This window comes from Acinetobacter rudis (genome assembly GCF_000829675.1).
GTDB classification, from domain to species: Bacteria; Pseudomonadota; Gammaproteobacteria; order Pseudomonadales; family Moraxellaceae; genus Acinetobacter; species Acinetobacter rudis.
The window spans coordinates 1-19111 of sequence record NZ_BBRX01000042.1; the positions used below are offsets into that span (position 1 = coordinate 1).

The following is a 19111-nucleotide window of genomic DNA, read 5'->3' on the forward strand; positions in this document are numbered from 1 at the left end:
TTAGCCCTTTGAACTAAGTTCGTTGTCCGTATCTCGTCGGGATGCAGCGTATTCTATAGAGTTTTAAATCAAGCGCAACCCCTAATTTCAAATTATTATATCGGTCGTTTGTTTTTTAAACCAAATAGCGTAAAAAAGCGGTTTATTGTTCATATATGCAACAACATTCAGGTTAACATGAGCTTTTGATCTAATTCTTTATACTTATATCTATAGCTATAATTTATTAAACTTGCGCTATATTGATACTTTATCCAATGGAGCGTAAAATTTCACCGTTCATAGTGGTGAATTTTGTCTGGAACTATGTCAATGACTTGTGTTTCAAATATCTTAAACGGCCAGGGCAGTTTTTTAGCGCCTATGATGTAAATGAATATACTACGGGTACATCAAAACTCTTTAATTTGCATAGTCAAACAATTCAAGCGATTACAGAGGAATTGGTCACACGCAAAAAGCAATTTAAAAAAGAAAAGCTTAAGTGGCATGTGAGTAATAAGAAGTCGGCTAGACGTTCACTTGGATGGATACCCTTTAAAAAGGCTGCAATTCAATGCACTGATGGGGCTGTTCAATATGGCAAGTTTCAATTTAAAGTATGGGATAGCTATGGACTATAAAAATACACGGTAACAGTGTTTCTCAGGACATAAGCGTCTAGCAATAGGAATCACCCCCGTTTAGGGGTGAGGATGTCAACTTCATCTACTTATATTGATGTATTGTTTTGTCGCGGTGTAACAAATTTGTAATACACCCCACTTAGTATGCAGACATTTTATATCAGTAGCTCCTCATTCTGCGAAGATTATGTTTATGAACAATGAGTTCCAACACAGCTCCATGACTTATACCAATCGTGAACTGTCTCTATTTGAGTTTCACAAACGCGTGTTGGCACAAGCCAAAGATCCAAATCATCCAATTTTAGAGCGGTTAAACTTTTTAATTATTTTTTCCAGAAACCTCGACGAATTTTTTGAAATTCGTGTAGCAGGTCTAATGAAACAAATGGATTTAAACTTAATTACGACCGCACCCGATGCCATTCCTAATGAAGTGGTGATCGAAAAAATATCAGAGCTCGCTCATCAAGCGGTCGAAGAACAATATCAAATTCTTAATTACACGCTTTTACCCCAACTACAACACTATGGTATCCGCTTCATCCAATATGCAGATATTTTAGAAAAACATAAGGCTTGGATTAAAGAATACTTTTTTAGTCAAGTACAACCTGTCGTTACCCCGATTAGCCTAGATCCTTCGCACCCATTTCCTCGCCTTGCCAATAAAAGCCTCAACTTTATCGTGACACTATCGGGCAAAGATGCTTTTGGCCGACAAATTGAACTGGCGATTGTACCTGCACCACGCTCATTACCCCGTGTAGTCCGTTTACCGAATGAACTGAGCGGTGGTCAAGAGCATTACATTTTACTTTCGGCAATTATCCAACAGCACATCAGTGATTTATTCCCAGGGATGACAGCAACGGGCTGCTATCAATTTCGTGTAACACGTAACGCTGACTTAACTGTTGCTGAAGATGTAGATGATCTAGCTGTCGCGTTAAAAGGTGAGTTATCTTCTCGTCGTTTTGGGCGTGCAGTACGTCTTGAGGTTGCTAAAAACACTCCTGAAAAGTTACACCAATATTTACTTGAACAGTTTGACCTCGATCCACAGCATTTATACTGTGTTGATGGCCCTGTTAATCTCACACGCTTCTTGGCCAACTTTGATATTGCCGAATTACGTTTTAAACCGTATCAACCAATTATTCCCAAAGCGTTACGTCAAACGCATCAAATTTTCGATGTATTATCTAAGCGCGACTTTTTATTACATCATCCATTTGACTCATTTGCTCCTGTTATTCAACTTCTTCGAGAAGCTGCCAAAGATCCAAATGTTCTTGCGATTAAGCAGACTTTATATCGCAGTGGCCCAGATTCAGAAATCGTTCAGGTACTTGCAGAGGCTGCACGTAATGGTAAAGAAGTAACAGCAATTATTGAATTACGTGCACGCTTTGATGAAGAATCCAACATTTCAGTTGCGAATATTTTGCAAGAAGCTGGTGCTGTTGTGGTATACGGTATTGTTGGTTATAAAACCCATGCAAAAATGATTTTAGTGGTACGTCGTGAACATGACAAACTTAAACGTTATGTCCACTTAGGCACAGGGAATTATCATGCTGGCAATGCCAAAATGTATACCGATTATGGCTTACTCACGACTGATGTCGACATTTGTGAAGATGTACATAAAATCTTCCAAGAACTGACAGGTATGGGTCGTATGGCAAAATTAAAAAAACTATTCCACGCACCATTTACCTTACACGCACAACTAATGCAATTGATCGAGCAAGAAATTGAATTTGCTAAAGCAGGCAAACCAACGCATATCATTATTAAAGTTAACGCACTAACAGAACCCCTACTGATTGCTGCGCTTTATAAAGCCTCACAAGCTGGCGTTAAAATCGATTTGATTATTCGTTCAATTTGTTGCTTACGTCCACAAGTAACAGGACTTTCAGAAAATATACGCGTACGTTCTATCGTTGGGCGCTTTCTTGAACATACTCGTGTTTATTATTTTTTACATGATGGTGAAGCAAAGCTTTATTGCTCAAGTGCTGACTGGATGGGACGTAATTTATTTTCTCGTGTTGAAACCTGCTTCCCAATTGAGGATAAAAAGTTACGTAAGCAAATTATTGAGCAAGGCTTACTCAACTATCTCAAAGACAACGTACGTGCTTGGGAACTGGACCAGCATGATCAGTGGCATCCAGTCCAAGCCACTGAAAATGAAACACCATTTATCGCTCAGCAATATTTAATGGATGAACGTAATATTAAACCCACTGCTTAAGCCCAATCAAATCAACCCGCTGCATAAGTTGGGGCGGGTTGATTTTATCTCAGCATTGGTCATCTTCAAGTAGGCCAATTACACCATCACGTCGAAGCTGTCGCAGTTCCTGATCATCACAATACTGCGCCAGAACAGCTTTGGTATCCTGCCCTAATCGTGGTGGGGCACAATGATATTCAACGGGCGTCTCTGAAAGTTTCATTGGTGAACCCAGCATTTTGAATTCTGGATTTAACGGGTGGGGAATGTCTACCAGCATATCACGATGTGTTACTTGCGGATCACATAGTGCTTCTGCAATATTATTGACTAAGCCAACAGGTACTTTAACCGCATGAATTGCCTTTACCCAATATTGGGCATCATGTTGTAAAAAATGCGTTGTAAGCAGAGAAATTAATTGCTCTCGATGTTTAACACGATCCTGATTACGCACATAATCAGGATGCTGTGCGAGTTCTTCCAAACCAATCGCATGACATAATGCTGCAAACTGACCATCGTTACCGCAAGCAATAATAAATTGTTTATCTTTTGCAGTAAAAGTTTGATATGGCACTATATTCGGATGCTTATTCCCCATCCTTTGTGGTGCTATACCTGTAGTCAAATAGTTCATGCTTTGATTTGCTAAAGCTGCCAACTGTACATCAAAAAGTGCAATATCAATATATTGACCACGTTGACTTTGTTGTCTTGCCCACAGTGCTGCTTGAATCGCAACAGTTGCATATAAACCTGTTTGAATATCCGTTACAGCAACCCCAACTTTTTGTGCCTCTCCCCCTAAACGTTCAGCTTCACCAGTAATACTCATCAACCCCGACAAACCTTGTAATACAAAGTCATAACCAGGTTCAGATGCGCGTGGGCCATTTTGGCCATAACCCGTAATTGAACAATATACTAATCTTGGATTAATTTTGCTGAGACTATCGTAGTCTAAGTGGTACTTCTTTAATGAACCAACTTTATAGTTTTCAATAAGCACATCTGCATCTTTAACTAATTTATGCAGTAATGCTTGTCCTTGGCTTGTACTAATATTGATCGCTACTGAGGATTTATTGCGGTTAGTAGACTGGTAATATGCTGACTCCCCGCTACTTTCACCAGCCATATTAGGCATCCATGGCGGCCCCCATGTGCGTGTATCATCCCCAACTTGAGGGCGTTCAACTTTAATCACTTCAGCACCAAGGTCAGCCAAAATCTGACTACACCATGGTCCAGCAAGCACCCGACTTAAATCCAAAACCCGTATACCTTGTAGTGCACTCATTTGTTTTCCTTTTATATCACTGGAAAATGCTTATTCATTTCCCACAAAGATTACTGTTTCTGTGGATCGTATTGTCGATCCTTGATGAATAGACCGGGTAAAACACCCGCAATGAAATACGCTGCCCCCATAACAATAAACGCCATAGCAAAAGTTCCACCAGAAGCCAACCAACCTATTGTTGCTGGTGCAATTGCAGCCCCAACACGGCCAATGTTATACGCTCCACCAATCGCTGTCCCACGCACATCAGTCGAGAATGTTTCTGCCATATATGTTGCATTTACGCCATAAGGAATACCGTACAAAAAGCCGAATGTAATCAGTAAATATAAAATATTATCTGGGGTATTAAAGAAAATAATCACCGGTAAGAAAATCGCACTCGCAATCGTTCCAAAAACAAATACGCTACGACGATTAAACTTATCAGCCAAAAATCCTGCCAAAATCTTACCTAAAATCATTGCAGTATATGAACCCACCATATAACTGGTCATATTTTTGAAGTTCATATGTACTTCCGTTTCTAGATAACTCGGCATCCAGTTGTTAATACCGTAATAACCAAACTGTAGGAAAAATGCTGTCGTCATCCACAGTAAAAACATTTTCCGATGTTTCAGGTTAGCAAAGATCTGCTTGTAAATACTTGCGCTTTTCGGCTTCTGCTTCACCACTTCTTCAGGATGATGACCATGAATCTGATCAATTTTAGTCAGTTGCCAAGACTTAGGCTCTGGTACAAAGCGCTGTAAAAAGATATTAATAAATGCAGGTATAACAGTAATAAAGAAAAGTACACGCCAGCCATGTTCTGGAATAATTGCACCAGCTAAGAGTGTTGCTACGATATAGCCTACCGTTTGCCCCGTCTGCAAAGTCCCTAAAACTGTTGTACGATATTTTGTAGGTACATATTCTGCCATTAAGGTATTACATGCCATATATAACGCGCCAATGCCTAATGCCCCAATAAACCGTAGCGCCATAAATTGCTCAAAACTTTGCGTAAAACCCAGAATACAAGTTGCTATCGAAAAGAAAGTTACTGAGTTTGCAATTGTTTTAACTCGCCCAAAACGGTCACAAGCCCAACCACCCAATATTCCCCCAATTCCCATACCTGCAAGCGAAGCACTCCCTAGTGCCCCCGCCTGAAAAGTCGATAATCCAAACTCTGCCTTAAGACTTGTAAGACTGTAGGACAACAACATAATATCTACGCCATCCACAACCATAGCAAAGTAAGCAAACAACAGTGCCCACTTCCATGTACTTGGCCCGATTCTTTCATAAGTTCCAATATTGCTTGGTAACTTAACTTGCAATGTTCCGCTATTATTTCGAACGTCTTTGTTCATTTATCCATTCACCTCATTTTCCCAAATGAGTCATCGTGAAATGAGCGATACATCAATGTATTCAATTTCTTTTTTTCTATCCTTGCCGTTTAACAACAAGTCATTGATGTAAAGCCGAGTCATTTCATCAATGAATCGTTAAGCTTTTCATTTTTTAGACAAAAGAATCCCATGATGCCCACGAATGGGCATCTGAATCATTAAATTTAAATTGGATTAATTACAAAATGCAGCAATGCCTGTTTGAGCACGGCCTAAGATTAAGGCATGCACATCGTGCGTACCTTCATAAGTATTCACAACTTCGAGGTTGACCAAATGACGAGCTACACCGAACTCATCACTGATACCGTTTCCACCCAACATATCACGTGCTAAGCGTGCAATATCTAACGCTTTACCACAGTTATTTCGCTTAATTAAAGATGTCCCCTCTACAGAGGCAATACCTGCATCTTTCATACGACCAAACTGTAGTGCAGCCTGTATTCCAAGCGCAATTTCAGTTTGCATATCGGCCAGTTTCTTTTGAATTAACTGATTTGCAGCAAGTGGACGGCCAAACTGTTTACGATCTAAAGTGTATTGACGAGCAGTATGCCAACAATACTCTGCTGCACCCATAGCGCCCCAAGCAATGCCATAACGTGCACTATTTAGACATGTAAATGGCCCTTTTAGGCCTCTAACCTCAGGAAAAGCATTTTCTTCAGGAACAAAGACATTATCCATGACGATTTCACCTGTGATTGAAGCACGTAGCCCCACCTTGCCATGAATCGCTGGCGCAGATAATCCTTCCCAATCTTTTTCTAAAATGAAGCCACGAATCGCGCCTACAGCACCCTGTTCAGAAACTTCTTTGGCCCACACCACAAATACGTCAGCAATCGGACTATTGGTAATCCACATTTTGCTTCCTGTTAAGCGATATCCCCCAGCAACTTTCTTCGCGCGACTGATCATACTTCCGGGATCAGAACCATGATCAGGCTCAGTTAAACCAAAGCACCCGATATATTCTCCTGTTGCAAGTTTCGGCAAATACTTTTGTTTTTGTTGTTCTGTACCAAAGCTTTCAATTGGCACCATAACTAAAGAGCTTTGTACGCTCGCCATTGAACGATAACCAGAATCCACTCGCTCAATTTCACGTGCAATAAGGCCATAACTCACATAGTTTAACCCCGCACCACCATACTGTTCAGCAATCGTTGGACCTAAAAGCCCTAACTCTCCCATTTCACGAAAAATACGTATATCTGTCTTTTCATGACGAAATTGCTCTAGTACCCGTGTTTGTAGATGCTTTTGACTATATGCGTAAGCCGTATCCCGAATCATACGTTCTTCTTCAGTCAACTGCTGCTCAAGTAGTAATGGATCTTGCCAATTAAAATGTGTAGTCATTTGATTTATTGCTTCCTTTGCATAGAGTAATAAACAGTTTCAATACACTCATGCTAGGATGCTTTGAGAGTTGAAGCAAACAATTAAATGACATTCAGTTATGCGTTTTACGCATACCTAGTGAGGTCAATAGATCATCATATTGGGGCTAAGGAAATGGAGAAACCTTGTTATGCGTAGAATGATTCCGTCGTTACAAGCCCTACTTTGTTTTGAGTCCGCTGCAAAACATCTTAGCTATACCCATGCCGCACAAGAATTATTTTTGACTCAAAGTGCTGTATCACGTCAGATTAAACAACTTGAACAACAACTCGGTTTAGAGTTGTTTCAACGCTCACGTTATGGGGTTGAACTCACCGCTGCAGGTGAACATTATTATAAAAATATCAGAACATTGCTCTCTGGATTGGAACAAAGCACCCAAGATGTAATGACTCATAAAGGTCTAGGTGGCACACTCAGATTAGGCGTTGTCCCCACTTTTGCTACGCGCTGGTTATTACCACGACTACAGGAGTTCAATGCCTTACATCCAGAAATCACCATCCACCTAACCACAAGCACTAAACCTTTTTTATTTAGTGAAAATTTACTTGATGCTGCCATCTACACAGGAACTGCCCAACAAATTCAACATTGGCCAGGTATTAAGTCACAATTACTAATGCCTGAAGATTTAGTTGCCGTATGTTCACCCCAACTAATTGCAAAATATTTACCTGATTTACAGTCTCCACTCAAAACAGGCCAGATTAATCTATCAGCCGAACAAATGGCCAGTTTGCCCCTATTACAGCAAACTACACGGCCACAAATTTGGCGAGAATGGTTTAATTTAGCGGGATATCATCATCCTGGAGCTTTAGAGGGGCAACGACACGAATTGTTTTCGATGCTCGCAGTGGCCGCAACTCACCATCTAGGCTTAGCACTTATTCCGGAAAACCTGTTACAACGTGAACTCGCATCCGGTGATCTGGTTATTGCATCTACACAAAAGCTTTTAGGTGCTCGGGCATATTATTTTGTTTATTCTGAGCAACAACCCAGTCCGCTAATTGATAAATTTGCAGCTTGGTTAGTACAGCAAACACGTTAATAAAACAATGCTGAATGACCTAAGCTGCTTAATCAATTAAGTTGGGATAATTATTTCAGTTAGGCAACCGCTTGAGCTGAGAAGCCAATATAACGGGATAGTTCATGTATACCCAAATCCATCTGATAGATCACGAATTCAGGATAATTAGACTGACTTATCTCTTGAAAAATATTCAATTGATCATCATGAGCATGAATGTCATCAACACTGCGGCCAAGTGATGCCTCAAAAGTGTCACTTACATATTCAAAACTCAAATCCATAGCCACAAATAGCGTATGTGCACAAGGCTGAATATACTCTTCTGCCGTACTGTCAATCACGGTGTTTTTACAATAAGGACAATGTAGATTGTTTTGAGAGTGATCGACTTGTAGTAATTGAAATGGCATAGTTTAACGCACAAAATAAAGTTTAGTTTAATAGAGTTTGCTCAAAATTAAAAACCCATTTGAGCAGCTCTAAATATAAGTATCAGCATTAAACCCTCTCAACCCCATCATTACAGCTTATATGTAAATGAACTTCAGCTTCCACAGCCCCCAATAAAAGCTCATATCTATTCTCAATCAACTTTAAAAAATCAATCTCATCACGCTATATCAGTGTACTTAAGCTTTTCCTTACAAGATTCAATCAATTACTTATTTGACAACATGACTTAATTTATTTAAAAAATGCTCTTATAAATGAAGAGATGATGAAATAACTATGTTGCCTGATTTGGATGATTTTTATTGTTTTGCGATGGTTGTAGAACATGGCGGTTTTAGTGCTGCCGAACGTATTACAGACATCCCTAAATCCAAGCTCAGTCGCCGAGTCAGCCAACTCGAAGAAAATCTAGGTGTAAGGTTGATTCAACGTAGTTCTCGACATTTTGCAGTAACTGATATTGGCATGACCATCTATCAACATGCCCAAGTCATGATTAATGCTGCTCAAGCAGCACATGATTTAGTAGACCATCTAAGCGTACAACCCCGCGGTCTAATTAAAGTAAGTTTACCTGTGACGATTGCACAAAATGAAATCACTAAAATCTTACCTGAATTTCTAAAACGCTATCCTGAAATTAAAGTCCAATTATTTGTGAGTAATCATCGCTTTGATATTATTCATGAAGGAATCGATGTCGCACTACGTGTCCGTTCAAACTTGGATGAGGACCCAAGTCTAGTTATTCGTCAGTTCCAAAAGATTGAACAGCATTTATTTGCAAGCCAAGCATATCTTAACCAATACGATACACCTAAACACCCAGATGATTTAGTCGGCCATCGTCTTCTCAGTATGGTTGCTGATCATCTCGATCAAACATTGATGTTGTATAACAATCAACAACAGCAAGCCAAAATCAAAGTTAATCCAATCATTATGGGTTCAGATCTTAATATGTTGGCGCAACTTGTAAGCCAAGATTGTGGTATAGCACTATTACCTGACACCATTGCCTGTAATTACGTCAAGAGTGGACAAATTGTGCGTGTACTTCCAGACTGGAAAGCGCCACATGGGGTGTTCCATGCAGTTTATCCGTCTCGCCGTGGTGTACTTCCCGCAGTTCGAGTGTTTATTGATTATTTAGTCGAATGTCTGGGTCAGAACAACGAATCACGATACACAGACTAGATCACACAAGCATTAAGCAAAAAATTTTGTTAAGATTCTCGGCAATTTTCGCTATAGCCTAATTAATACGAGATATATGACCACTCACGCCTATCAGCAACAGTTAAATGCCAAAGTTGAACGTATCCAAAAACAATTTGCTACGTTTCAAACTCCTGAGCTTGAACTCTTCGATTCAACTGCAGAAAATTTTCGTATGCGCGCAGAGTTTCGTATTTGGCATACTGAAGATGACATGTTTTATGCCATGTTTAATCGATCAGGTGAAGATCAACATAAAAAAGTGATTCGTATTGATGAGTTCCCTATTGCGGATCAAGCCATTAATCAATTGATGCCTAAGCTTTTGGCTGCAATGAAAGCGAATCCTCTACTGAGTAAACGCTTATTTGAGATTCACTTTCTGTGTAGCTTAAAAGGTGAAATGTTAGTAACGATTATTTATCATCGTCAACTCGATGCAGACTGGGAAGCGGCAGCCAAACAACTAGCCCTAGATTTCAACATTAAGTTAATCGGTCGTAGTCGCAAACAAAAGTTTGTATTTAGCGATGAATATATTCTTGAAACTCTTCAAGTTGAAGATCAACAATATACCTATAAACAATTTGAAAATAGCTTTACCCAACCCAATGCCCGCGTTTGTGAAAAAATGTTGGATTGGGCTTGTCAGGTCGCTGGACAGTCTGAACAAGACCTACTGGAACTGTACTGTGGTAATGGTAATTTTACCCTACCTTTATCTAAACACTACCGCAGTGTACTTGCTACTGAGTTAGCCAAATCATCGGTATATGCTGCACAGTGGAATATTGAACATAATCAAATCGACAACATTAAAATTGCGCGTCTTTCTGCAGAAGAATTCACACAAGCTTATCGGGCAGAACGCGAGTTTAGACGTTTACAAGAAGCTGGAATTGATATTCAAGCCTATGACTTCGATACCATCTTTGTTGATCCACCGCGTGCGGGTATCGATGAGCAAACCTTAGCCTTAATGCAAAACTTCAAACGCATCATCTATATCTCGTGTAATCCTGATACCTTACATGATAATTTGACACAACTAACAAAAAGTCATGCAATTCAGCGTTTCGCTCTTTTTGACCAATTCCCGTTCACACATCATGTAGAGTGCGGTGTGTTACTTGAGAAAGTGTAAGCAAGCATGAACTTACAAAATAAGACCACTTATTAGTGGTCTTATTAACATATTGATAATTATATTTTTATAGAATTTACTTTGCATTTTTGTTGCATAATATCGTTTAAGATTGAATTTATAATCGAAAAAAGCTGATTTCAATAGCCCCATTCTGCCCTTTCAAATGCTTGTAATTTATTTTAGATTGGCTATAGTCCGTACTATCTTAGGTTTAAAAGAAGGCTTTATGAGTTTTTGGCAAAATTTGTTGCGATCTGATCAACAAAAAAATGAGCTACGTAATCAAGTAGCTTGTGTTGAGAGTGACTGTGCATGTACGTCGAATGAACAACTTATTGCTTCATTATTACAGGAACAAGATCCTGAGATCCGTCAAGGAAAAACTAAGGTCTTAATGTCGCGTGGTTACACTCGAAAAGAATTAGACGCCTTGATCGAAGCGAATTCCTCGACTAGAGTTAATTAAGCAAAAATGGCATTGCACTATGACAATGCCATTTTTTTTATAATCAAAAAAATGTAAACACTGTTTTGTCTTTTTTTTAATCTATATAACTGCAATAAAAACATACAATTGAAATTAATTCATGTATTTTAGTGAGGTTGAGCTAGTCCTAATCTTGTTCTCGATGTAACATATTGCGTCTTTATAAGTAAACTGTAATAGGACTTTCATGCGCGAGTATGCCGTTTTTACTTCGGAATCTGTTAGCGAAGGTCATCCTGATAAAATGGCTGACCAAATCAGCGATGCAATCTTGGATGCAATCTTAAAAGAAGACCCATATGCTCGAGTGGCTTGTGAAACGTTAGTAAAAACAGGTGCAGTCGTGCTTGCTGGTGAGATTTCGACCACAGCAAATGTTGATTTTGAACATGTTGTTCGTCAAACCGTCAATGGTATCGGATATCACCATACAGATTTGGGCTTCGATGGTTCAACATGTGCAGTCATTAATATGATTGGCAAACAATCCCCTGAAATTGCTCAAGGGGTTGATCGTCAGAAACCTGAAGATCAAGGTGCAGGCGACCAAGGCTTAATGTTTGGTTACGCAAGTCGTGAAACCGATGTATTAATGCCTGCCCCAATTTCTTATGCACACCGTTTAATGGAAAAACAAGCTGAATTGCGTCGCAATGGTCGCTTGGCTTGGTTACGTCCAGATGCAAAAAGTCAGGTTACTTTTGCTTATGAAAATGGTAAACCAGTTCGCTTAGATGCAGTGGTGTTGTCAACTCAACACGATCCTGAAATTAGTCAGGCAGCACTAAAAGAAGCGATTATTGAAGAAATTATCAAGCCAATTATTCCAGCTGAAATGTTCCATAGTGCAACTAAGTTCCATATCAACCCTACAGGTTTATTTGTGATTGGTGGCCCTGTTGGTGACTGTGGTTTAACGGGTCGTAAAATTATCGTTGATACTTATGGTGGTATGGCACGTCATGGTGGTGGTGCTTTCTCTGGTAAAGACCCATCCAAAGTTGACCGCTCAGCGGCTTATGCTGGTCGTTATGTTGCTAAAAACATTGTTGCAGCAGGCCTTGCTGACAAATGTGAAATTCAAGTTTCTTATGCGATTGGTGTCGCTGAACCTACTTCGATTTCAATTAATACGTTTAACACAGGGAAAATCTCTGATGAGTTAATCGTACAGTTGGTTCGTGAACACTTCGATCTACGTCCATACGGTATCACCCGCATGTTAGATCTTTTACAACCAATGTATAAACAAACTGCTGCTTATGGTCACTTTGGCCGTGAAGGTAATGATCACGCCTTCACTTGGGAGAAAACAGATAAAGCAGAAGCGCTTAAAGCCTCAGCAAATATGTAATTTTTCTCATAAAAAAGAAGCTCAATATTGAGCTTCTTTTTTTGTCATCTTGCTCTTGATCTGTAAGATTTTGGTTTGAAAACCTTTAATTTTTCTTAATCACTTCAAAAATTGATTTTGACATTGGAATATCACTTGTATCATGGGTGACTTGAACATAAAAGCGTACCAGTGAAAATAGCAAGACCACAACTAAACAGGCGACCACACAGAACACCCACAAACTAATGGGACTCCGAATATGATGTGAACCACATTCTGGACATTCTTTAGTATCGCTGCCCACAATGTGATTGCAGCATGCACAATGATAACGATAGCGGTAAAGCATAATAGGTATCCTCCTATTTCACTGTTTAAATCATCCCTGATTGATAAATAGATCAACAAAATTTCTATTTCCTTAGTAAAGCATACATAGTTTTGTCTAATTCACCCAATACTACTTACTAAACATTAACAATATATTACTAGAAAATATCTACTTTCAGTGATCTAAATTCTTTCCTGTGCCAATACCAATCACCGATACGATACAGCATGATGAGCAGTCCAATAAGGCCTTTTATTTGTCCCTAGTAATTCATTTTTTAAAGAAAAAAACAAGATATTTGTTAAAATACACACTTATCACTATTTTCAGTACTTATTTGGAATTTTATCATGCAGCTCATTCGTAAAGGTGGTTTTAGAGAACGTGCCAATCGCCATAAAAAATACCAAAACTCAGAAAATCAACAAACGACGCTTATTCCACAGAATCAATATCAGCCCCATGTTGAATCACCAGTATTACCACCCCATACGCAACATATCGAGCCAGAGGATGAGAGCAAAACACAAAAATAATCCACCTGAAACCATGTCAATATACTGACTCATGGCTTGATATTTGAGCTTTAATCGGCTCTCGTGACAAAATCCAAGTTAACTAGCTAAAGGTGACAAAAGTTTGTGTCGGTATAATCACTGCCAACTGTAACTCTAAATTAGGATTGGCACTTGAACTCAAAGCCAAGGAAAACACGCTACTAAAATAAATGAATGTCTTAGGATTGGTTAAGTTAGTGTATAAACGCAAAAGAAAATATTGAGTTTGTGTTTTAGTTGTTTTACATCATCAAAGGTATTTTTTGCAGAAGTACGACTTTTGCTGGTCTAATTTACTCTGACGAAAGATCAACCAACCCTCTCTAGACACGGCATAGCCCATTCTTGCTAAGAATATCCCATCACACAACATAATCAATTGTTGAATCCATGGCCATTGCTGGATTAATACACTAAAACCCAAGAGGGTCAAACAGACCCAGAGCACAATTCCAACACTCATACCTGCTGCAACTTTAAAACTGTTATAAACTCTAGATTGTTATGAAAGCTTGTAATTGGATCATTGGCCTCGCCAAAAAAAAGAGCTGATTCATATTCAGCTCTTTTTCGTACAATCAAACTTTATTGTTTCGGATTGACATCTTTCATACTAATTTGTTTACGATCAGGCTCAACCTCATGTGCCTCACCGTCAATCACATTAGAATCTTGATAACGACCACCGCCTTGTTGTTGATTCTGCATTTGACGCATGAGGTCTTCAAATGGATTCTGCCCTGCTGCACCCCCACCCATATTACCCATCATACCCCCCATCATTTTTTCCATCATGGCTTGCTGACGTCGAGCAATCATGCGCATGAACAGATTACGGAATAAGCGCTGTACAGCTGGGATCAACAGTAATAATGCCAATACATCACTGATCAAGCCGGGAATCATCAGTAAGAAGCCAGCAATTAATTTTGAAATGTTGCCATTTGCTGCAATATCACCATTCATTTGGCCAGTCATTTTCATCTGCTGCATTTGTGGCATGATCGCAGCAGCGCTACCACGCATCATATTTAAGCCAATGAAAAATGCGATTATGAACCAGAAAAACACATACCAACCACTGATAAATTGAGCAACGCCAATCCATACAGCAATTTCAGCAATCAGCGCAATTAATACAATCGGGAATAATTTCAAATCTACTTAACCTCTTGATAAGTATAGCTATAAATCAAAAATATCTACATCGTTTTAATTTAATGTACACAGTTTTGTACACATCAAGAAATGTTTCAATTTTATATACTCTATATTTTAGCACATCTAGTAAAAATCAAGGGCTGGGAATAAAAAAGTTCAAATAATTCGCATTTACGCATGTAAACACTCATAAAATGTGCAAAGCCAGTTTTGTACAGAGTCATCTAAAATCCCCGACCATATAAACAAATCCCGCTTTACCCAGATCATTTGATCGTAGTGAGTGTATCCAAATGCTCTAAAAATCCTGTTTCTTTTCCAGCAGCATTAACATGGTCAAAATAATTGTACCATCTACTGGCTTTGATCCCAGCAAGTAATGCATCACAAGTATCTTGGTCTGGAAAAGACCAAACTGCCAAGAATTGATGTTCACTTGTTTGATCAACATCAGGGCTTAAGGGTGAAAGTGTCAATGCTTTTACCCCTGCCTCATATAGCCCACTCATTGCAGTACCCACTTCATTTAAATATTTTTTTCGCTCCTCAATAGCTAAACCTTTCCAAGCTGCATTTGGTGTATATAGTTCGATCAAATAGTGATTCATAATTATTCCTGATGGGTAAGATTGCTAGAAATTTTTTCAAGTAAATTAGATAACTGTTGCCGTTCATCCAAAGATAAATGACTAAATAGACCTGAGATCCAAAGACTATGTTTTTCAAAAACCTGTTGAGCGATCAACTTACCTTTAGCGGTCAGTTGAACATTCAAAGAGCGCCTATCTTCAGTACTCGCCTGACGTTCTATTAATGCGTCACGAGCCAAGCCATCTAAGAGTCCAGTTACTGTTGCTCGAGAGATACCCGCTTGCTCTGCTAAAACTTTGGGTGCGACTCCCCCTCCTGCTGCATCCAATAAAAATAAGAGTATAAATCGACCCTCAGATAGGTTAAAAACAGCAAGCTGATTTGCACAATCTCGGTCTATATGCGAAGCCAACGAAAGTGTCTTAAAACATAATTGAATACCTTCCAGATCAGGCAAATTACGTTTATGCGCCTCTTTTAAAAGTGCCTTATATTTTTGATTAAGATACATTTGATTAGTCACAATATAGTAAGCTACCTAACCATAATAATATTCAGTTTCTTTGTCAACGCCTAAAGATATCCAATTTGAATCACTTAAAAAAAACATGGGACGATTACTAAAGAAGATCGACTTAAATTTATATTACCTTCTAGACCAATACACTGCCAATCACACTAGATTGCACTTGCATAATTACAATTATTTCCCCCTGTGATAACTCAATATGTAACAATAGCAACAAGATAAATGATTTTAAGCAATTATGAGTTTAATTATTGGCATTGACCCTGGTTCACGCATGACGGGTTACGGCATTATTGAGAAAGATGGACAAAAGCTGCGTTTTGTTGATGCAGGCACGATCAAAACAGAAACAACTGCCATGCCTGAACGACTTAAACGTATTTTTGCTGGTGTTGATCGCATTGTGCGTTTTCACGGTCCTGTTGAAGCTGCTGTAGAGCAGGTCTTTATGGCTCAAAATCCAGATTCAGCGCTTAAACTTGGTCAAGCGCGAGGTGCTGCAATTGCGGCCCTTGTCAATCTTGATCTACAAGTTGCTGAATATACTGCACGTCAAATTAAACAATCTGTTGTAGGTTATGGTGCTGCAGACAAAGAACAAGTACAGATGATGGTGATGAAACTGCTTAATTTAAGCATTTGCCCTCAGGCCGATGCAGCGGATGCACTTGCTGCTGCAATATGTCATGCACATGCTTCTGGAAGTATGAGCAAAATGGCTGTACTCAATGCCTTAGGTGGTATGGCTCGTGGCCGTAGTCGCTATAGTAGTCGACGTCGCTGATCAGCCCAAATTGCTAAACTAAATATTAAAAAAACTCAGTTCAATATGAACTGAGTTTTTTTTAGCTAAACCAGATTACTTACCCGGTTTAAAGCTGTCTCTTAAGTCTAAAATGCGGTTAAATACAGGTTTATCTGTGCAATGATCATAACGATCTGCAACAAAGTAGCCTTCACGTTCAAATTGGAAACGATCTTCTGCTTGTGCTTGTGCCAATGATGGCTCGACAACAGCCTGTACAATTTTGAGTGATTCTGGATTTAAATTCGCTAAGAAGTCATCACCAGTTTCAGGGTTTGATTCTGTAAATAAACGATCATAAACACGAACTTCAGCTGCTACACCTTTAGTTGCAGATACCCAGTGAATAACACCTTTAACCTTACGACCTTCTGGATTTTTACCTAAAGTTTCAGGATCAATTGAGCATTTCAACTCAATAATTTCACCCGTAGCATCTTTAATCACTTCATCACACTTAATTACATATGCATGACGTAAACGAACTTCACCATCTGTAGTCAAACGTTTGAAGCCTTTAGGTGGTACTTCCTCAAAGTCTTTACGATCGATATAAATCTCTTGAGTCAATGGAATAACACGTTCACCCATATCTACGTTTGGATGGCGTGCATGTTTCAATTCGAGTGCTTCAGGTAAATTCGTCAAAGTCACTTTTAATGGATTCAACACAGCCATACCACGCGCAGCTGCGTTCTCCAATGATTGACGAATAGAGAACTCAAGCATTGCAACATCAACAATACCATCAGTTTTCGATACACCGACACGCTTACAGAAATCACGCAAGCCTTCTGGTGTAAAGCCACGGCGACGCATACCCACAACCGTAGGCATACGTGGATCGTCCCAACCATTGACATAACCACCTTCAACTAAACGACGTAATTTACGTTTCGAAGTGATGGTGTAATCAATATTTAAACGGCTCGACTCATACTGATGCGGTACTGCTGGTGCCTTCACTTTTTCCACGAACCAGTCATATAAAGGACGGTGGTCTTGGAATTCAAGCGTACACAAAGAGTGAGTAATCCCCTCAATCGCATCTGACAATGGATGTGCATAATCGTACATTGGGTACATTTTCCATTTATCACCTGTTTGATGATGCTCGGAATGCAATACACGATACATAATCGGATCACGCATATGTACGTTTGCTGCAGCCATATCAATTTTAGCGCGTAGTACTGCAGCACCTTCAGCTAATTCACCATTATTCATTTGTTCAAAACGCGCCAAGTTTTCTTCAACACTTGTATCGCGATAAGGTGAATTGGTTCCAGCTTCAACAAAAGAACCACGATTTAACTTGATTTGTTCAGGTGTCTGTAGATCAACATAAGCATCACCTTGTTTGATCAGTTGGACTGCCCAAGCATGCAATTGATCAAAATAGCTTGATGCATATAAAGGCTCACCTTCCCAGTTAAAACCTAGCCATTTTACATCTGTCGCAATACCGTCAACATATTCTTGTTCTTCAGCATCTGGGTTAGTGTCATCAAAGCGAAGATTACATTTGCCACTAAACTCTTGTGCAATACCAAAGTTTAGGCAAATAGCTTTAACATGACCTATATGTAAATAGCCATTTGGTTCTGGTGGAAAACGGGTAATGATCGACTGATGCTTACCTACGTTTAAATCATCGGTAATCACCTGACGAATAAAATCCAAACCACCCTGTTGTTCTTGCTGCTGAGCATCGACAGGTGTAGATGTGGATGTCGGGTTCATTGGCAAATCTGAAACAACAGCATTTGGCTTCATAATTACTTAATCACTTATTGAAAAAAAAATAGATAAAAACATTATTTAGACATTTTAACAAAGAAAATAACGTTTTTGCTTGCCTTGTAGTTTACAGTTTGCTTATGCTTCTCACAACCGAAAAACCCATGGCATTTCGCTATGTTTAGGAGATTATAGAATGAGTTTTCCTCAAGTCGAATTAAATACCAACAAAGGACGTATCGTTCTTGAACTCAATTCAGAAAAAGCACCAATTACTGTGGCTAACTTTCTAGAATACGTTCGTGATGGTTTTTATGATGGCGTAATTTTCCACCGTGTTATCGATGGTTTTATGGTACAAGGCGGTGGCATGGATGAAAACTTCAAAGAGAAAACTACACGTGACTCTATTGAAAACGAAGCAGACAATGGCTTAAGCAATGACATCGGTACAATCGCGATGGCTCGTACACAAGCTCCTCACTCTGCATCTGCACAGTTCTTTATCAACGTAAGCAACAATGCTTTTCTTAACCACTCAGGTAAAACTGCGCAAGGTTGGGGTTATGCTGTATTTGGTAAAGTCGCTGAAGGTATGGATGTTGTAGAAGCGATCAAAGGTGTACGTACAGGTAACCGCGGTTACCATGCAGATGTACCTTTAGAGAATATTGTCATTGAATCTGCTAAAATCATCTCAGAATAATTTTTATTTGGA

General features: G+C 39.2%; 19 protein-coding genes and 1 pseudogene. 10 read left to right on the forward strand and 10 right to left on the reverse strand.

Annotated features, from left to right (window positions below; translation table 11 throughout):
* Positions 1–257: 257 nt before the first annotated feature.
* Together Aru01_RS11785 and ppk1 are read left to right on the forward strand one after the other, a co-directional pair.
* A pseudogene (locus Aru01_RS11785) lies at positions 258–620 on the forward strand (RNA-guided endonuclease TnpB family protein); the annotation flags it as partial.
* Between the two features lie 193 nt (positions 621–813).
* Positions 814–2892 (forward strand): polyphosphate kinase 1, encoded by a 2079-nt coding sequence (gene ppk1 / locus Aru01_RS11790; RefSeq protein ID WP_040331237.1) that lies wholly within the window; start codon positions 814–816, stop codon positions 2890–2892.
* Between the two features lie 49 nt (positions 2893–2941).
* On the opposite strand, the gene Aru01_RS11795 is transcribed toward ppk1, so the two are convergent.
* The 3 genes from Aru01_RS11795 to Aru01_RS11805 all read right to left on the reverse strand — a co-directional run bounded on the left by Aru01_RS11795 (position 2942) and on the right by Aru01_RS11805 (position 6951).
* Positions 2942–4177, reverse strand: coding sequence for a CaiB/BaiF CoA transferase family protein (locus Aru01_RS11795; RefSeq protein ID WP_016656785.1), 1236 nt, complete (start codon positions 4175–4177; stop codon positions 2942–2944).
* A 50-nt stretch (positions 4178–4227) separates the two neighbouring features.
* Positions 4228–5541 (reverse strand): MFS transporter, encoded by a 1314-nt coding sequence (locus tag Aru01_RS11800; RefSeq protein WP_016656786.1) that lies wholly within the window; start codon positions 5539–5541, stop codon positions 4228–4230.
* Between the two features lie 216 nt (positions 5542–5757).
* Positions 5758–6951: an acyl-CoA dehydrogenase gene (locus Aru01_RS11805; RefSeq protein WP_016656787.1), complete on the reverse strand. Its 1194-nt coding sequence runs from the start codon at positions 6949–6951 to the stop codon at positions 5758–5760.
* Between the two features lie 172 nt (positions 6952–7123).
* Here Aru01_RS11805 and Aru01_RS11810 point away from each other — a divergent pair, with 172 nt between their 5' ends.
* Positions 7124–8053, forward strand: coding sequence for a LysR substrate-binding domain-containing protein (locus Aru01_RS11810; protein ID WP_016656788.1), 930 nt, complete (start codon positions 7124–7126; stop codon positions 8051–8053).
* Positions 8054–8112: 59 nt separating this feature from the next.
* On the opposite strand, the gene Aru01_RS11815 is transcribed toward Aru01_RS11810, so the two are convergent.
* Complete coding sequence (locus Aru01_RS11815; protein ID WP_016656789.1) at positions 8113–8448, reverse strand: hypothetical protein; 336 nt, start codon at positions 8446–8448, stop codon at positions 8113–8115.
* A gap of 319 nt (positions 8449–8767) precedes the next feature.
* Between Aru01_RS11815 and Aru01_RS11820 the strand changes: the two genes are divergently transcribed.
* The 4 genes from Aru01_RS11820 to metK all read left to right on the forward strand — a co-directional run bounded on the left by Aru01_RS11820 (position 8768) and on the right by metK (position 12697).
* Positions 8768–9688 (forward strand): LysR substrate-binding domain-containing protein, encoded by a 921-nt coding sequence (locus Aru01_RS11820; RefSeq protein WP_016656790.1) that lies wholly within the window; start codon positions 8768–8770, stop codon positions 9686–9688.
* Positions 9689–9764: 76 nt separating this feature from the next.
* A complete protein-coding gene (gene trmA, locus Aru01_RS11825; protein ID WP_016656791.1) occupies positions 9765–10853 on the forward strand; it encodes a tRNA (uridine(54)-C5)-methyltransferase TrmA in 1089 nt (362 codons plus the stop codon).
* Positions 10854–11082: 229 nt separating this feature from the next.
* Entirely contained in the window at positions 11083–11322 is a 240-nt protein-coding gene (locus Aru01_RS11830) for a hypothetical protein (RefSeq protein WP_040331238.1), read from the forward strand.
* A gap of 208 nt (positions 11323–11530) precedes the next feature.
* Positions 11531–12697 (forward strand): methionine adenosyltransferase, encoded by a 1167-nt coding sequence (gene metK / locus Aru01_RS11835; protein ID WP_016656793.1) that lies wholly within the window; start codon positions 11531–11533, stop codon positions 12695–12697.
* A gap of 85 nt (positions 12698–12782) precedes the next feature.
* Here metK and Aru01_RS11840 read toward each other — a convergent pair whose 3' ends face one another.
* Positions 12783–13028 carry a hypothetical protein gene (locus tag Aru01_RS11840; protein ID WP_016656794.1) on the reverse strand — a complete coding sequence of 82 codons (246 nt, stop codon included), beginning with the start codon at positions 13026–13028 and terminating at the stop codon, positions 12783–12785.
* A 332-nt stretch (positions 13029–13360) separates the two neighbouring features.
* On the opposite strand from Aru01_RS11840, the gene Aru01_RS11845 reads away from it, so the two are divergent.
* Positions 13361–13546, forward strand: a complete 186-nt coding sequence (locus tag Aru01_RS11845; protein ID WP_016656795.1) for a hypothetical protein — start codon at positions 13361–13363, stop codon at positions 13544–13546.
* A 271-nt stretch (positions 13547–13817) separates the two neighbouring features.
* Here Aru01_RS11845 and Aru01_RS11850 read toward each other — a convergent pair whose 3' ends face one another.
* The 4 genes from Aru01_RS11850 to Aru01_RS11865 form a co-directional block, all read right to left on the reverse strand.
* Positions 13818–14030 carry a LysE family transporter gene (locus Aru01_RS11850; RefSeq protein WP_051145787.1) on the reverse strand — a complete coding sequence of 71 codons (213 nt, stop codon included), beginning with the start codon at positions 14028–14030 and terminating at the stop codon, positions 13818–13820.
* Between the two features lie 122 nt (positions 14031–14152).
* Positions 14153–14725 (reverse strand): FxsA family protein, encoded by a 573-nt coding sequence (locus tag Aru01_RS11855; protein WP_016656796.1) that lies wholly within the window; start codon positions 14723–14725, stop codon positions 14153–14155.
* 269 nt (positions 14726–14994) lie between these two features.
* On the reverse strand, positions 14995–15336 hold the full coding sequence (locus tag Aru01_RS11860) for a DUF6616 family protein (RefSeq protein WP_016656797.1): 342 nt from the start codon (positions 15334–15336) through the stop codon (positions 14995–14997).
* A gap of 2 nt (positions 15337–15338) precedes the next feature.
* On the reverse strand, positions 15339–15830 hold the full coding sequence (locus tag Aru01_RS11865) for a MarR family winged helix-turn-helix transcriptional regulator (RefSeq protein WP_016656798.1): 492 nt from the start codon (positions 15828–15830) through the stop codon (positions 15339–15341).
* Between the two features lie 256 nt (positions 15831–16086).
* On the opposite strand from Aru01_RS11865, the gene ruvC reads away from it, so the two are divergent.
* Entirely contained in the window at positions 16087–16632 is a 546-nt protein-coding gene (ruvC, locus tag Aru01_RS11870) for a crossover junction endodeoxyribonuclease RuvC (RefSeq protein WP_016656799.1), read from the forward strand.
* 75 nt (positions 16633–16707) lie between these two features.
* Here ruvC and Aru01_RS11875 read toward each other — a convergent pair whose 3' ends face one another.
* The gene (locus Aru01_RS11875) at positions 16708–18429 is read right to left on the reverse strand and encodes a glutamine--tRNA ligase/YqeY domain fusion protein (RefSeq protein WP_016656800.1); all 1722 of its coding nucleotides are present in this window, start codon (positions 18427–18429) and stop codon (positions 16708–16710) included.
* 160 nt (positions 18430–18589) lie between these two features.
* Here Aru01_RS11875 and Aru01_RS11880 point away from each other — a divergent pair, with 160 nt between their 5' ends.
* Positions 18590–19099: a peptidylprolyl isomerase gene (locus tag Aru01_RS11880; protein WP_016656801.1), complete on the forward strand. Its 510-nt coding sequence runs from the start codon at positions 18590–18592 to the stop codon at positions 19097–19099.
* The last annotated feature ends 12 nt before the right edge of the window (positions 19100–19111 follow it).